Annotated in this window: 11 protein-coding genes; 5 read left to right on the top strand and 6 right to left on the bottom strand. The window is 61.6% G+C overall.

Features of this window, described 5'->3' with window-relative positions; translation table 11 throughout:
- Complete coding sequence (locus AC5SSZ_RS11775) at positions 1-1,431, bottom strand: sensor histidine kinase (RefSeq protein WP_495438278.1); 1,431 nt, start codon at positions 1,429-1,431, stop codon at positions 1-3.
- A 3-nt stretch (positions 1,432-1,434) separates the two neighbouring features.
- Positions 1,435-2,133: a response regulator transcription factor gene (locus tag AC5SSZ_RS11770; protein ID WP_495438277.1), complete on the bottom strand. Its 699-nt coding sequence runs from the start codon at positions 2,131-2,133 to the stop codon at positions 1,435-1,437.
- Positions 2,134-2,338: 205 nt separating this feature from the next.
- Between AC5SSZ_RS11770 and AC5SSZ_RS11765 the strand changes: the two genes are divergently transcribed.
- From AC5SSZ_RS11765 to AC5SSZ_RS11745, 5 genes are all read left to right on the top strand, one after another.
- Positions 2,339-3,595, top strand: a complete 1,257-nt coding sequence (locus AC5SSZ_RS11765; protein WP_495438276.1) for an ABC transporter substrate-binding protein — start codon at positions 2,339-2,341, stop codon at positions 3,593-3,595.
- Between the two features lie 112 nt (positions 3,596-3,707).
- Positions 3,708-4,580: a carbohydrate ABC transporter permease gene (locus AC5SSZ_RS11760; protein WP_065272826.1), complete on the top strand. Its 873-nt coding sequence runs from the start codon at positions 3,708-3,710 to the stop codon at positions 4,578-4,580.
- Positions 4,573-5,460: a carbohydrate ABC transporter permease gene (locus AC5SSZ_RS11755; RefSeq protein WP_274830197.1), complete on the top strand. Its 888-nt coding sequence runs from the start codon at positions 4,573-4,575 to the stop codon at positions 5,458-5,460. The genes AC5SSZ_RS11760 and AC5SSZ_RS11755 overlap by 8 nt, the downstream gene beginning before the upstream one ends.
- A gap of 10 nt (positions 5,461-5,470) precedes the next feature.
- Positions 5,471-6,583, top strand: coding sequence for an ABC transporter ATP-binding protein (locus AC5SSZ_RS11750; RefSeq protein ID WP_274835108.1), 1,113 nt, complete (start codon positions 5,471-5,473; stop codon positions 6,581-6,583).
- A gap of 440 nt (positions 6,584-7,023) precedes the next feature.
- Positions 7,024-7,737, top strand: coding sequence for a trypsin-like serine peptidase (locus AC5SSZ_RS11745; RefSeq protein ID WP_082996173.1), 714 nt, complete (start codon positions 7,024-7,026; stop codon positions 7,735-7,737).
- A gap of 166 nt (positions 7,738-7,903) precedes the next feature.
- On the opposite strand, the gene AC5SSZ_RS11740 is transcribed toward AC5SSZ_RS11745, so the two are convergent.
- From AC5SSZ_RS11740 to AC5SSZ_RS11725, 4 genes are all read right to left on the bottom strand, one after another.
- Positions 7,904-9,076, bottom strand: a complete 1,173-nt coding sequence (locus tag AC5SSZ_RS11740) for an HlyD family type I secretion periplasmic adaptor subunit (RefSeq protein ID WP_065272830.1) — start codon at positions 9,074-9,076, stop codon at positions 7,904-7,906.
- On the bottom strand, positions 9,073-11,517 hold the full coding sequence (locus tag AC5SSZ_RS11735; protein ID WP_495438275.1) for an ATP-binding cassette domain-containing protein: 2,445 nt from the start codon (positions 11,515-11,517) through the stop codon (positions 9,073-9,075). The genes AC5SSZ_RS11740 and AC5SSZ_RS11735 overlap by 4 nt, the downstream gene beginning before the upstream one ends.
- The gene (locus AC5SSZ_RS11730; protein ID WP_274830193.1) at positions 11,514-12,812 is read right to left on the bottom strand and encodes a TolC family protein; all 1,299 of its coding nucleotides are present in this window, start codon (positions 12,810-12,812) and stop codon (positions 11,514-11,516) included. Before AC5SSZ_RS11730 ends, AC5SSZ_RS11735 begins: the two co-directional genes overlap by 4 nt.
- An 87-nt stretch (positions 12,813-12,899) precedes the next feature.
- Positions 12,900-15,980, bottom strand: coding sequence for an Ig-like domain-containing protein (locus AC5SSZ_RS11725; protein ID WP_495438274.1), 3,081 nt, complete (start codon positions 15,978-15,980; stop codon positions 12,900-12,902).
- Positions 15,981-16,242 lie beyond the last annotated feature (262 nt).

The following is a 16,242-nucleotide window of genomic DNA, read 5'->3' as shown; positions in this document are numbered from 1 at the left end:
TCACTCTGGCAGGACTGGTCCCCGCATCAGTCGCAGGGTTGCCTTTAGCCCGGTCCGGGTATTCTCGACGAAGAGCTCCCCATTGTGCAGCTCGGCGATTTCCTGGGCAATCGCCAGTCCCAGCCCAACGCCGCCACCGCCGATATGCCCCCGGGAAAACGGGCGCAGCATGGCGGCAATCCGGTCCGGCGGGATGCCCGGCCCGTCGTCCTCGACAATGACATCAAGCGCCCCGGATCCGGCACCCGAAATCGACACCGAGACCTCGGTGCCATAGGTCAGCCCGTTGTCGATCAGATTGCTGAGCGCGCGGCGCAGCTTGTCCGGCTGCCCCTGCATCAGGCTTTGCCCGCCGGTGTATATGTCCACCGGAGTGCTGCGGCCAAAGACGGTGGGAACCCCCGGCAGACGTAGGGGAGGCTGACCTAGAAACCGCACCGCACGCCCGGTGTCGCGGTAATCATCCACCAGGCTTTCGACAAGGCTGGAGAGCGCGAACTGGTGGCTCTGCTCGCTTTGGTGGCGGATGCTCAGCAGATCAAGGGCACCGTCGATAATGCCGGAAATCTCGTCCAGATCGGCGCTGAAGCGCTGGTGCAACTCTTCATCCTCCAAGAGCTCGCTGCGCAGGCGTAACCGGGTGACGGGCGTGCGCAGATCGTGCGAAATCGCCGCCAGTCCGCGCACCTTCTGGGCCTGCTCCTCGGCAAAGCGTTCCTTCAGCAGATCAATGCGGTCGCGTACCTGAATGGCCTCGCTTGACGCCAGTGGCGGCAGCTTTGCTGGATCGCGCCGGGCCAAAAGCCGGAAGGGCGCCGCAAGGTTCAGCGCCAGCGGGATGATGGCGGCCATGCCCAAGAGGAAACCCGCAAGCCCGATCAGCGCGACCTTTGTTTCTTCCAGACGCGGACGCCACAGGCTGGGGGCGGCAATCGACAGCACCGTTCCGTCAGATTGGAACAGCGACAGGGTGGCGCCGCTGTCCTGACGGGTGATCGCGCGCGAGAGGTCGCCCAGACGCCGTTCGGGCGATTGCGGTTCACTAGCCGCGCGTAGGATGTCCGGCAATTTCGGCGGCGTGTCGAACACAGCTGCGGCACGCAGGCGGCGACCGTCGAGGATCAGGATCAGCGGCACCGTATGGGCGGCCTCGGCGGTAAAGCCGCTGGGCGTGCGCTGCCATTCATAGGGCGGCAACCTGCCCGACGTTGCGCCATCGGGCCCACTTGCCTGCCGCAGGATCTGCAGCATCGCAGGCCCCGAGGTTTCGGCGATCAGCAGCGCAGAGCGGCGGTCAAAGATGCGGTAAGAGGTCCAGCCCGCCACCACGATCCCGGCCACAAAGGACAGCGCCACCAACAGCGGCAGGCGCTGGGCCAGAGATCCGGGCAATTGCCCCAGACCCTGGATCAGGAGGGAGCGCAGCCGCATCCGTCAGTCGCTGACCGGCGCCGAGAACTGATAGCCCCGGTTGCGCACGGTCTTGATGAAATCCGCGTCCGGTGCGGCGGCAGAGAGTTTCTTGCGCAAGCGGCTGATCAGGATATCGACGCGCCGGTCCTCGGGGCCAAGTTCAACACCAAAGATGTCGCGGCCGATCACATCGCGCGACACCGGGTCGGGCAGGGCAGATATCAGCGCCGTGATCAGTTGGTACTCGGTCGAACTGAGCGGTACCAGCATGCCCGCGGGGCTGTGCAGCTTCTGCCGCGCGCAATCCAGCATCCAGCCGGAAAACCGCACCTGTCCGGTGAGCATGCTACGCTCGCCCGGACCTTTGCTGCGCCTCAGCAGAGCGTTCATCCGCGCCAGTAGCTCGCGCGGATTGAACGGTTTTTCTAGATAGTCGTCTGCGCCCAGCTCCAGCCCGATGATGCGTTCGGTGTCGCCTTTTATGGCCGACAGGATGATCACCGGCACCTCTGATCGCTCGCGCAGCCAGCGGCACAGCGACAGCCCGTCCTGTCCCGGCAGCATGACATCGATCACGTAGATGTCGAACTCCTGCGGCGCCAGTTCTTGCGCGGCTTCGGCGGAGGCAGAGACGCGACAGTCGAATCCACGGCCTGACAGATAGGTGGACAGAAGATCGGAAATCTCGCTGTCATCTTCGACGATATGCACGCGGGGCACGGGGCAGGGTATCCTTGGTCGTATGTCGGAGCCACCATCATAGCGGGACCGACGGAAGGGTATGTAACAGTTTGTATCGTATCGGTCCTGACTGTGTGGAAGAACGCAACAAATCGCAACAAATTGAATGGACCGCGCGGGCACAAGGTCCGGTAGAGTGAGCCATCAGGTGCCTGAGGAGACAGGCACGATCTGGGAGGAAATAATGAAAACAGTTGCAAAGGCGCTTTTGGGCGCTGTTTCGATGCTGGCCGTGACCGTTGCCGCGCCCGCGATGGCTGAACCCAAGGCCGAGGTGCTGCATTACTGGACATCCGGTGGTGAGGCAAAGGCGGTTCAGGCGCTTCAGGAAGCTTTCAAGGCGCGCGGTGGCACCTGGGTCGATGCGCCCGTCGCTGGCGGTGGCGGTGATGCGCAGGCTGCCGTGTTGCGCGCCCGCGTGCTGGCAGGTGATCCCCCGGCTGCGGTGCAGATCAAGGGGCCGAACATTCAGGAATGGGCCGAGGCAGGCGCGCTTGGCGATCTCAACGCTGTGGCCGAGGCGCAGAACTGGGACAAGGTGCTGCCCGAAACCATCCAGAACATCGTGAAATATGATGGTCAGTACGTGGCCGTGCCGGTCAACGTGCACCGGGTCGATTGGATCTGGGCCAACCCCGAGGTTCTGGCCAAGGTCGGCGCCGATGTGCCCAAGACCTGGGATGAATTCAACGAGACCGCAGAAAAGCTGAAGGCTGCTGGGATCATCCCGCTGGCCCATGGCGGTCAGCCTTGGCAGGATGCGACGGTCTTCGAAACCGTGGTTCTGGGCGTTGGCGGCATTGACTTCTACCAAAAGGCGCTGGTTGATCTCGACATGGAGGCGCTGGGATCGGACACGATGGTCAAGGTGTTCGACCAGATGCGCAAGATGCGCGGTTACGTGGACCCCGATTTCCCGGGCCGCGACTGGAACCTGGCGACAGCCATGGTGATGCGCGGCGAGGCTGCGATGCAGATCATGGGCGACTGGGCCAAGGGCGAATTCGCCGCTGCGGGGCTGGAGCCGGGCAAGGATTACATCTGCGCGTCGACCCCGTCCGATGGCGGTTACCTTCTGAACTCTGACAGCTTTGCCATGTTCAACGTCAGCGGGGATGACAATGTCGAAGGGCAGGCGCTGCTGGCTGAGCTGATCCTCGGCACCGACTTCCAAGAGACCTTCAACCTCTACAAAGGATCGATCCCGGCCCGCACCGATGTACCGCGCGGCGAATTCGATGCCTGCGCGATCAAATCCATGGACGATATGGTTGCGGCAGCCGAAGGCGGCACGCTGATGGGGTCCATGGCGCATGAAATTGCGCAGGCCGGCGCCATCCGCGGTGCCTTCATCGACGTGGTGACCGCGCATTTCAATTCGGACATGTCCTCAACCGAGGCGACCGAAAAGCTGGTGAAATCCATCAAGCTGGCGATGTAAGCCACTGTGCTGCATGATCTGCTGCGCGGCCCCGACAAAACTGGGCCGCGCAGCGTCACCTCCCGCAGTCTAGCGAAAGAATTCCGTTGTGACCCGTCCCTCTGCCACTGTGATGGACCGTTTGGCACGCCTCTTGCCGCAGATTGTTGTGGCGCCGGGGTTTGCGGCGATCCTGTTCTTTGTCTACGGCTTCATCCTTTGGACCGGCTATATGTCGCTGACCAAATCGAAGATGCTGCCGAATTATACCCTGACCGGGGTCCGCCAGTACGAACGGCTGTTCCAGATGGACCGCTGGTCGGTGGCCATCGACAACCTGTTCGTCTTTGGCGCCCTCTTCATCATCGCGGCCATCGTCATCGGCTGCCTTCTGGCAGTATTGCTGGACCAGAAGATCCGCGCCGAAGGGTTCATCCGCACGATCTACCTGTATCCGATGGCGATTTCCTTCATCATCACCGGTACTGCCTGGAAATGGATCATGAACCCCTCGCTGGGGCTGGAAACCGTGGTGCGCAGTTGGGGCTGGGAGAGTTTCCGGTTCGGCTGGATCGTCGATGAGAATCTTGCGGTCTACGCGCTGGTAATGGCCGCCGTCTGGCAAAGCGCCGGTTTCGTGATGGCCCTGTTCCTGTCTGCCCTGCGCAGCGTCGATCAGGACATCATCAAGGCGGCCAGCCTTGATGGCGCTTCTCCCTGGCAGATCTACCTGCGCATCATCCTGCCCTCGATGCGCCCTGTTTTCATGAGCGCGGTGGTGATCCTGGCGCATCTGGCGATCAAGAGCTTCGATCTGGTGGTGTCGCTGACCGGCGGCGGGCCGGGCTACGCCTCCACCCTTCCGGCCAACTTCATGTACGAAATGACATTCCGCCGCAACGAGATCGGGGTCGGCGCGGCTTCGGCCATGGTGATGCTGGCAACGGTTGCCGCGATCATGGTGCCCTATCTCTACTCCGAGCTGCGAGGCAAAAAACATGTCTGATCACCTGAGCCTGTCCACGGCGCGGCCCGGCCAGCAGATGCTGCTGCGAGGGCTTCTCTGGGCCGTGCTGATCCTGTTCGCCGTCTGGTTTCTGCTGCCTGCCTATGTGGTGGTTGGTACCTCGATGAAAGAGCTGGAAGAGATCCGCAGCGGATCACTGCTGGCCCTGCCGCACGAGCTGAACTTTACCGCTTGGCGCCACGCCTGGAGCGAGGCCTGCATCGGCGTCGAATGCACCGGGCTTGAACCCTATTTCTGGAACTCCGTGCGGATGGCCCTACCTGCGGTGGCGATTTCGACCCTCTTGGGGGCGCTGACCGGATTTGCCCTGACCAAGTTCCGCTTTCGCGGCGCCAATCTGGTGTTTGCCCTGATCCTGTTCGGCTGTTTCGTACCGTTTCAGGTGGTGATCCTGCCGATGGCGCAGACGTTGGGACGGCTTGGCATCACCAACACGGTCTACGGGCTGATCCTGGTGCATTCGGTCTATGGCCTGGCCTTCACCACGCTGTTCTTCCGCAATTATTATGTCACCATCCCGGATGAGCTGGTGCGTGCGGCCACCATCGACGGCGCCGGGTTCTTCACCATCTTCTGGCGGATCATTCTGCCGCTGTCGCCGCCGATCATCGTGGTCTCGGTGATCTGGCAATTCACCCAGATCTGGAACGACTTCCTGTTCGGGGCCAGCTTTACCACCGGCGGTGCGCAGCCCGTCACCGTGGCGCTGAACAACCTGGTGAACACCACCACCGGGGTCAAACAATACAATGTGGACATGGCGGCGGCGCTGATCACCGCAGCTCCCACGCTTTTCGTATATATCGTCGCGGGCCGCTATTTCGTGCGCGGACTTACCGCTGGCTCGGTCAAAGGATGAGGATAGTCACATGGCGTCTCTGACAATCAACAACGCGGTCAAGCGGTACGGCACGGTCGAAGTCCTGAAAGGTGTGTCGATCGATCTTCAGGATGGAGAGTTTCTTGTGCTGCTTGGTGCCTCGGGCTGCGGGAAATCCACGCTGCTCAACATGATCGCCGGGCTGGAAAGCGTGACTGAGGGCGAAATCAGCATCGGCGGGCGCGTTGTCAACGATGTGCACCCGAAGGACCGCGACATCGCCATGGTGTTCCAGTCCTACGCGCTTTACCCGACCATGACGGTGGCACAGAACATCGCCTTTGGCCTTGAGATGCGCGGCATGCCCAAGGCTGAGCGCAAGGAGCGGGTGTTGGAGGTCGCGAAGATGCTGCAGATGGATCACCTGCTGGACCGCAAACCGGGCCAATTGTCCGGCGGTCAGCGGCAGCGGGTCGCCATGGGCCGGGCGCTGGTACGCGATCCCGAGGTGTTTCTGTTTGATGAACCGCTCAGCAATCTGGATGCCAAACTGCGGCTTGAGATGCGCACCGAGATCAAGCGCCTGCACAAGCGGCTGAACGCCACCATGGTCTATGTTACCCACGACCAGATCGAGGCGCTGACCCTCGCTGACCGGATCGCCATTCTTAAGGATGGTGAGGTACAGCAGCTGGCCAGCCCTGCGGAAATATACGAGCAGCCCGCGAATATGTTCGTGGCCGGGTTGGTCGGATCCCCGCCGATGAACTTCATCGAGGTGGTGCCGCAGCCTTCGGATCGCGGTCCGGTGGCGGAAATCACCGTGCGGGCAGAAGGGGTGGATCAGACCGTCGTCCTGGACCTTTCCGCCCATGCCGCACAGCTTGAGGGACGGATGGGGCAGAAACTGGTTCTGGGGCTGCGCCCCGAGATGATCACCCAGTCCTCCATTGCAGCCTCGGGGCAGGTGGTGCCCTGCGAGATCGACGTGACCGAGGCGACCGGCGCAGACACGCTTTGTGTTCTGACCTGGAACGGGAAGGAAGTGCTGGCGCGCGGGACCTCAGGCTACGCTATGATCCTTGAGGGCACCATGGACTTTGCCATCAGCCTGGAGCGGGCGGTGCTGTTCGATCCGCAGACTGGTGCTCGCCTCGGTTGATTTTTCCCTGCAGAGCCTCCCGCCGGTCCATGTTGCGATATCTTAACGCAATGCGGCGGGGGCGTGGCACGATCGCCTGAACCTGGCCCGTTAAACGGGGTGGAAGCGGGCCAAGATTCGCCACATTCCCCGCGATTCACCCCCGGATTCGCGACTTTATTGACAAGAAGTTTCCTCTCACCCCCCTATTTCACGCCCTATAGACGAAGAATTCACTCATATTTTTTGGGCGTTTGACTAAAATTTTCGGACAATCCGCAAGCTTTGTTAGGCTTTTCCAAAGGAATTGTTCATGCTGAAGAGGGAAAAGCCGGGGGGTTAAGGGTTTGTTTACCGCGTCATATTCTGTCCATCATTTCGTCCAGTCCACGCAAGATTGAGCCGCATTCCAGCCGCAGGCCTCCAACAGGATGCAGGTGTGGAAAGTGGAGTGGATGACAATGAGACTAAGAGCTGCGATAGCGGCGGTCTGCCTGTCTTTCGGGCTGTCCGGCGGCGCCGAAGCCGATGAGCTTCGTCCAAGCGTCAATTCGATGCCGGGCTGGGAGGCCGTAGGCCGTCTCAATATTGCCGGGCGCAATATGTGCACCGGATCCCTAATTGCGAATAACCTTGTGCTGACGGCGGCCCATTGCCTGTTCGATCCGTCAACAGGGCGCAGGGTAGACCCCAGGACAATCAAGTTTGAAGCTGGCCTGAACGGACAACGGGTGAAGGCGTCGCGAACTGTAACCAAGGCGGTTCTGCATCCGGGTTACCGGACCGGCAACGGCGGCGTGGCGCAGATCGGCAGCGATCTGGCGGTGCTGCGGCTCAATAGCCCGATCAGTGCCCGCGAAATCCGGCCTCTGGACCTGTCGTGGCATGCCGACCGGGGGGATGTGGTCGGGGTTCTGTCCTATTCGCATACCCGGGCGACCAGACCCAACCTTGAGCGTGGATGCCAGGTGCTGGCGAAACAGCACCAGACGTTGGTGATGTCCTGCCGGGTTGATTACGGCGCTTCAGGCTCTCCGGTGTTCGAGGTTACCGCAGGTCACGCGCCACGACTGGTGTCGGTGATTTCATCAAAGGCGGCCATCGGATCCAGAAGAGTGTCCCTCGGGTCGGTTCTGGACGGCACACTGCGGACATTGATGCAACGGGCCGGTTGATCCGGAAACCGTGCCTGCGCGCGAAAAGAAATTTCGCGTATGCCCGCCTGCAGAATGAGGTCGGGACTTGCGCAGAGGGAAGACCGGCTAGGGGCAGTTCACCTATGGGACAGATAGTCCCGAAATATTTGACCATACAGATATACGCGGCAAAGGCGCCGCAGTCTTAGGGTTCACGGAACGCTTCACGTGATTTGTAGAGCGGTTTGAGAAGGTAATTCAGCACGGTCTTGGAACCTGTCTGAAGTTCTGCCGTTGCGCGCATGCCGGGGCGGATCTCGATGGATTGCTGGCGCTGGGTGAAGCCGGATCTGTCGACCCGTACAGTCACCCGGTAAAACGGTTCTGCCCGGGGGTTGCGATCATCCTCGAAGGTATCCGCCGAAACAAAATCCACTTTCCCCTTCAGCGCGCCATAGATCGTATAGTCATAGGCCGACAGTTTGATCGTGGCGTCCTGGCCGGGTTGCACGCTGGCGATGTCCTTGGGGTTCACACGGGCTTCGACGAACAGCTCTTCACCCAGCGGGATGATCTCGAAAATCTCTTCACCGGGGCGCACCACGCCGCCGATGGTGGTTACAGCCAGGCTGTTGACGATGCCAGACATCGGCGCGGTGATGATGGTCCGGTTCAGCTGGTCTTGCGCAAGACGCAGCTCCTGGCGCAGCGAGGCCAGCTTACGCAGGGCTTCGGAGTATTCCTCGGCCAGGTCCAGCTCGTTCTGGGTGCCGATTTCATTGTATTTGGCCGCGGCATCGGTGGCCGATTTCTGCGCCTTGTTGACCTCAGTCAGGGCCACGATATTGGTCTTGTAGAGACGTTTGAGGTTCTCCAGCTCCTCGTTCAGCTGGGTCATGATGGCATGCGCGCTTTCCCGGCGGCTGTTGAAATCCGTCTGGCGTGCCTTCAGCAGCGCGCGTTCAGAGGCCAGAATTTCAGGAGAGCGCTGGGTCAGATGGGCCGGGACATTGAACTCAAAAGCGCCGCTCATCTCGGCCTCAAGCCGGTATTGCTTGATCTCCAGCGCGTCGATCTGCTCCTGCAGTTCGTCAGCGGCAGCACGGAATTTTGTGTCCTGCAGCTTGCCCAGCACCTGACCGGCCTGCACCACGTCGCCCTGGCGGACGAACAATTCGCCCAGAATGCCGCCTTCGAGGTTCTGTACGATCTGCGCCCGGGACGAGGATACGACCTGGCCTTCACTGCGTACGATTTCATCGACTGAGGCAAAGGCCGCCCAGGTGAGGAAGATCACCAGCGCCGCCCCAACCAGATGAATGATCCGGCTTGAACTGCGCGAGCTTTCCATCAGGTCAAAGTGGCTGGTGGCTGTCATTTCTTATCTCCCGCCGCAAGATGGGCAAGTACCTGATCGCGGGGGCCGTCCACGACCATGCGCCCGGCCTGCAGGATCAGGGTCCGGTTGGTCAGCGACAGGATCGGCATCCGGTGGGTCGCGATGACTGCCGTGCGGCCCTCCAGCCAGCTTTCCAGGCGGCTGACCATGGTGCGCTCCAGCGTCTGGTCCAGCGCCGCCGTCGGTTCATCCAGCAGGACAACCGCAGGGTTTTGCAGCCACAGGCGTGCCCATCCGATGGACTGGCGCTGGCCGATCGACAGACCGCCGCCACCATCGCCGATTTCCAGATCCAGCCCCTTGTGGTGGCTGCGCACAAAGGCGCCGAGTCCGGCGAAATCCAGGGCCTCCATCAGGCGGCTGTCGTCGCGTTCCAGCTGGCCAAGGTTTAGGTTGTCGCGCAGGGTGCCCGCCATCAGGCGCACATCCTGGCTGAGATAGCCGATGTTGCGGCGCAGATCGCGCGGGTCGATCTGGCTGATGTCGGTGCCATCGACCATCACGCGGCCTTTTTCAGGTGCGTAAAGACCGGACAGTAGCTTTAACAGAGTGGATTTGCCGGAGCCGTTGACGCCAAGGATGGCGACACGTTGGCCGGGCAGGATCGCCACGGCGGGCACGTCCAGCGTCGGGGCGGCATCGGGATCGTAGCGGAATACCACTTCGCGCAGGTCGAACCGGCCCGTGAGGGTATCGCGGCGCAGATAGCTGCGCTGGCTGTCGTTTTCCTGGGGCGCGGTGGCGATAGCCTCCAGCCCTTCGAGGGCAGCCTTGACGTTGCTCCAGCGCGCCAGCGTGCCGGCAAACTGCGTCAGCGGTGCCAGCGTGCGGCTGGTCAGGATGCCGGTGGCGATGATGGTGCCGACGGTGAATTCCCCGGCAAACACCATCAGCGTACCCAGCACCACGGCGACGATATAGGTGGCCTGTTGCACACCTTGAGACCAGTAGGTGAGGGCGCTGGACAGGCGGCGCTGCTCGGTCGAGGAATGGGAGGACAGCACGTTCAGTTCATCCCAGAGCCGCAGAACCCGGTCCTCGCCGCGCTGGGTTTTCAGAGTGTCGAGTTCGGTCACCACCTCGTGCAGCAGGCGCCCGGCCTTGGCATTGGCGCCTTGGGTCTGACGGGTGAGGGCGATCATGCGTTTCTGCATGAAGTAGGCCGGCAGCAGCATCAGCAGCCCGCCTAGCACGATCACCCAGACAATCGGCCCTGCGATCGAGGAAACCAGCAGCAGGAACACCGCGATGAAGGGAATGTCGGCCAGCGTCGAGATGGTCGAGGAGGTGAAGAATTCACGGACCGAGCCGAAATCGCGCATCGCGGCAAACAGGCCTGAGGGCGGCAGGGGCTTCTTGTCCGAGCGCATGCCGATGATCCGGCGCATCAGACTGTGCTGCACCGAGAGTTCGATCTGGCGGCCTGCGGTATCCGTCAGTCGGGCACGGGCCACTTTCAGAAGCGCCTCCAGCATGATGGCCAGAAAGGCGCCGATGGCGAGAACCGACAGCGTTGCATGCGATTGGTGCGGCACGACGCGGTCATAGACCTGCAGCGAAAACAACGCGACCGAGACGGCAAGCACGTTGGCCACCAGCGAGCCAAGCATGATTTCGCCCACCTGGCGGCGATATTTGGGGAATTCGCCCCAGAACCAATGGCTGTTTTCCAGCTGCGGGGTATGGCGTGCGGCCATTTGCGACACGGAGGCACGGGCAGTCAGAACCTGTCCCGTGAAATAGGGACTGAAGTCGCCAAGAGGCACTTCGGTGCGATTGTCGGGGCAGCTGGTGTCATAGATGGTCAGAAACTGACCGGTCTGCTCCAGGACCAGAACGCATTGCCCGCCTTGCATCATCGCCAGAGCGGGCCAGAGGCCGGGGGTGATTTTCTTCGTCTTTTGCAGCCGGGCCTTGAGCCCTGCAGAGCCGAGCGCCTTGGCGAGAACATTGGGCGAGGTGTCGCCCTTGCCGTCGCGCCAGAGGAAGCTGGCAATATCGCTGGTCTGAGTTTCGGCGCCTTTGAGGGCGGCAAGCGTTGAAATCAACTCGGCCCGGTGCCGGATCCGTTGATCAGCACCGGCGGCCGTTGCTTTGGTTGCCTGTTCGGCGGCACCATCGGCATTTTCCGGGGCGATCTCCGGCTGTAGCGGCGCATCTCCAGCAGTGTCGCCCAACGGCGCGGGGTCAGGGGCGCCGGTTGCGGCGATCTGCATGTCTTCGGGGTACAGCGGCAGCGGGTCGGCTGCCGGTTCCAGCGCAGGGCTGACAGTCATCGGCTCCGGCGCAGAGGCGGTGAACGGGGGAGGGGACAGAGAGGCAGACAGCTCCGGAGCAGGGGAGATCGGCACCGGCTGTGCCGCAGACTCAGCGTTCGCGGCCTTCTTGGGTCTTCTGAATTTTCCGGGGAACCTGATCATATTTTAGTCCCATCTGCCAACAGACCCATATCCCGCGACAGTTCCAACTGGATCAGGATGACTTCGTATTTGGCTTCGATATGTGCCTGTTCGCGGCGTATCAGCTCTTCGTAGATGGAGACGACCTCCATTACCGGGCGCTGACCGGCTTCGTATTGAGATTTGAACAGCTTATAGGTTTCGCGGCTGGCACGGGCGAGGGCAGCGGTTTCGCTTTCTTGCCGGATATATGAGGCAAGACGCTGCATCTGCCGGGAATAGGTGCGGCGGGCGTCTTCCTGGGCCTCGCCAATGGTGCGGCGGGCGGCTTCCTTGCTGGCTTCGAGCGCCTTCAGGGCGGCAGGCGTGCCAAGGCCAAGAGGTGTCGCCAGATCAAGGGTCAGACCGGCGCCGGACCCATCGGTGGTGGCGTTCCCGGCAGCAGCGATCTGCGGCAACAGGCCCGCGCGGCCAGCCTTAGCCTCGGCAATCGCGCGATCGGCTTCGGCTTGGGCTTTCAGCACGTCCAGAAAGGCGGTCTGTTGCGGCGGGGTGCCAAGATCCATACGGGCAGGCTTTTCCGGGAACCTTTGACCGGTCATGGCCTGAAGCTCGGCCCGCGCGGTGGCGGCGGCGTCCTGCGCGGTGGCCCGCGCCGTGCGCAGCCCGCTGATCTTGCTGTCCACCACGTTGAGATCGGACTGATCGTTCAACCCGCCATCGACACGGCCTTTCACGATGCGGCGGAACTCGCTCATCTGGCGGATGGCGCGGTCCAGATAAGCGGCCTTTTCGTCGCCGCGCAGACCTGCAGAGTATAGACCAACTGCAGTCTGGACCCGCGTGTTGATGTCGATTGACAGATTGACGGCCGCGACCTCGACGTCGGCGGCGGCAAAGGCGCGTTCTGCCTTGCGGCGGCCATTGTCGAATAGGATCTGTTCGATCAGGATCCCGGCCACCAGATCGCCAAGGTCCGTCAGGCTGACAGAGGGACCGATGGTGGGCAGCCAGTTCTTGGATTTTGCCTCGGCGCGCAGTTTGGCGCTGATCAACTCGGCTTCGGAGGCGCGGGAGGACGCTTCGATCGCGGCATCCCCAACCCGGCGATAGACGCTGTTGGGTTCCAGCAGGGACTTGCGTTGCATCAGGGCCGAAATCACCTCGGAGCTGTTCTCGCCCTCGGTCTGCGCAAAATTGCTGGAGGTTCCGGCAACGGCATCGTCACCGCCGCCCAGCAGGAACGGCGATTGCTCTGCGCAGGCCGACAGGCTGCACAACAGCGCAATCACTCCAGCGGATCGTCCCAAGTGCATCCTGCCCTTTGCCCTTCTTCTGCGTCGCCGGTTTTCGGCTTGTCGTTGGTTCCGGCGGCAGGGAAAACCCGTCGCCGGAACATGTCGTCAGATGAGAACGTTGACGTCCTGGTCCACCAGCAGTTTGGTGCCATCGTCACCGACGGTGTAGACGTTGTAGATCTGTCCATCGACGGCCTCGACGCCTGCGGCCGATGCATTGGCAACGGTCAGCGTGTCATCCGCCCCGCCATGCACGGTCAGAGTGTCGGAATTGCCCGACAGCGCCTTGATGTCGGCCTCGGTCAGGCTGAGCGAGACGTCGGAAGCATAGTCGAGGTTCAGAGCATCGATATTGAACTGCGGTAGCCCCGCATGATCCAGCGCGCCGCTGTTGGTCGCATTGTCCTCCAGAACGACCAGCGTGCTGGACGCGTTCTGAGCGCTATCTTCGCTAGTAATCACCAGATGGGTGCCGTCCGACACTGGGGTCGAGAAGGTGAACTCGGTTCCGAACACCGGGTCCTGATCGACGCTTGCGGTGGGGGCTGTGACCGAACCATCGCTATTAAGGGCATTCACCGTGTAGCTGTCGGTTGCGCCTTCGGTACTGATCCGGCGCACATCGCTGCTGGAGAAGGTCACGGCATCCACATCCGGCGTAGTGTAGCTGGTGTCGACCGTGAAGCTTTCGGTCAGGGACTGGACGTTTCCGGCCCCATCCGTCGCGGTGATCGTTGCGGTTGCGGTATAGTCGCCCTCGGGCAGGTCTGCAGCGGCAATATCGGCGCTCCAGTTGCCGGTAGCATCCACCGTCGCCGCATGGGTGACGCCAGCGATCGTGACCTGAACGGTGGATCCCTGTTCCACGGTGCCTTGCAGAGTGACGCCCGCCGCGCGTTCGGCGAGGTTGATGATATCGTCGGCGGTCTGGTCCGGGGCAACCGTCAATGGGTCGACCAGCGTGTCCAGCGCCACTGTATCCGTTGCGCTGGCGGTATTTCCGGCGCTGTCGACAATGGAGGCAGTGATCGGCAGTTCTGCGTTGCCCTGTGGGATCTGACCCGCCAGGAAAGTGGTGCTCCAGTTACCGTTCACATCCGCAACAACCTGGTTGCTGGCAGTGCCAAGCCCGACGGTAACCAGGAGGCCAGGGGTGGCGGTGCCGCTGATGTCGACGCCATCTGCGCGTTCGGTGGCGTTGATGATATCGTCGAGTTCCACCGGATCCGGCGATATAGTGACGGTGCCAGCTACAGTATCTACCCGCAAGGCAGAGGAGGCGGAGGCGGTGTTTCCGGCGATATCCGTGGCCCCCACGGTGACGGCGCTGTCGTATTCACCGGGAGGGATGGCACCCGGTTCAAAGGTTGCGCTCCAGTTGCCGGAGGCATCCACCAATGCGTCGCGGGTGACGCCCGCTAGGGTAACCGAAACCTCCGCTCCGGGCTCTGCGACACCGGTCAGGGTGACGCCGACTTCGGCTTCGGCAGCGTTGACGATATTGTCACCGCCTGCCAGTCCGGGATCAATTGTCACCGCGGTTTCGGTGTCGACGCCAATGGTTTTGGTGACGGTTGAGACGTTTCCAGTGGTGTCCGTTGCAACGGCCGAAACGGTGGCATCATAGGTGCCGATTCCGATCTCGGCCGGGGAGAAGGCCGATGACCAGCTGCCGTCAGCTGCGGCGGTGACTGTGTGGCTGATACCTTGGAAGGTGACAGCAACTGTTGCGCCCGGATCGGCCATGCCGGTCAGGGTCACGCCAGCGGCTTGCTCGGAGGCATTGATGGTATGATCATCGCCCACCTGCGTGTTGATCGTGACGCGGTTTTCGGTGTCGATATGCACCGTATGGGTTTCGGTGGCGCTGTTGCCTGCTGCATCGGCCGAGGTCACAGATATGGTGCTGTCATAGACGCCGTCAGCGATATGTTCGGCGCCGTAGATTACCGACCAAGTGCCGTCGTTCGCAACGGTTGTGGTTCGCGTAACACTCTGGAAATCAACAGAGATTGAGGCGCCAGCTTCGCCGGTTCCGGTCAGGCGCACGCCGTCAAAGAGTTCGATGAAGTTGATCTTATCGTCACCTTCGACGGTGTCGATGCCGATGGGCGGCGCAATGGTGTCGACGACCAGCACATCATGATAGGTATTGCGGTTGCCGAACTCATCTGTGGTTCGGATCCGCACGGCGGTCTCGTATTCGCCAGTGGGAATATCGGCAGGATCAAAGGTGACAGACCAGGTGCCATCGTCGTTGACCGTGGTGCGTTGGGTGACGTTGTTGATCCGCACGTTCAGACGGGCGCCGGGCTCGCCGTTGCCGGTGATGACCGGGCCATCGGCTTGCTCGATCGCATTGACGATATCACCGGTGGACTGGGTGCCGCTGGTGACCTCGGCCTCGGGCGGGGTGGTGTCGATGATCACCGTCGGCCCGTCTAGGTTGAAATCATTCCCGTCCGGGTCGGTGACCTCGACTGTGGTATCATAATTGCCATCCGGCGGCAGATCGTTGATCGCGATTGTCGCCGTCCAGGTGCCGTCATCGCGGATGGTCACTGTTTCCGTATGGCCGCCGATCAGAACCCGCACCTCAGAGCCTGGGGTGCCGGTGCCGGTGATCACGACCGGATCGTTGGTCGAGCCGGCGATAGGGTAGACCGCATCGGGGTCGTCCACCGTGGGCACCCGGCCGCGGCCCGGAGGCGTTCCAGTCTCGCTGTCGTCTGTGACCAGTACGGCGGTGCCGACTACCCCAGCCGCTGCGACACCGGCGGCGCCAAAACCACCCAGCAGCGGCGCTGCCAGCGGGGCGATCACCGGTTCGATGCGGTCGACATCCAGGAACACCAGTTCGTCATAGGCGCTCCATTTCCCGGAGAGGTCCAGTGTTTCGTAGCTGGCAAACAGCATGCCATCGGCCTTGTCCTCCAGCACAACCTCGATGAACTGGCCATCGGCGCTGAGGAACAGGTTCTTGCCACCGGTCGCGCCGTAACTGAAGAAGTTGTCCAGCACGAGGGTCTGGCCATCGGCCAGCACGATATGCAGATCGGCGCCATGCCGTGCGTAACTTTCGACCGCGGATCGGCCAAGGTTCAGGGAAATGTCTTTTGTTTGAGAGACGTTCAGGTGGGCCGGCGTACCTTCAGCAAACACACCCTGTACGGTCGTTCCCGTCATATCGCGGGAAATATATCCAACACTACTCATTTTTTTGCTCGCTTATAGACCGGACAACGCCGCCAAAGCGGGTCACCTGGTTCATTGCCTGTATCGTCTTGCCCAACGGCCGTCTTTGCGGCCTTATTGTGGGCATAATGCGTCAATTTTGGGTCTTATGTCTACATTTTAAGTAACATGAAACTCTTTCAAGCGGTGGGAATAGTGGCTTTGCCGCCGCATTTGGCTCAATTCTATTAAACTTTGTAGCGTTTTTGCGCCA

The organism is Phaeobacter sp. CC-HEC084 (assembly GCF_059429255.1).
This window is presented reverse-complemented; position numbering and strand designations above follow the sequence as displayed.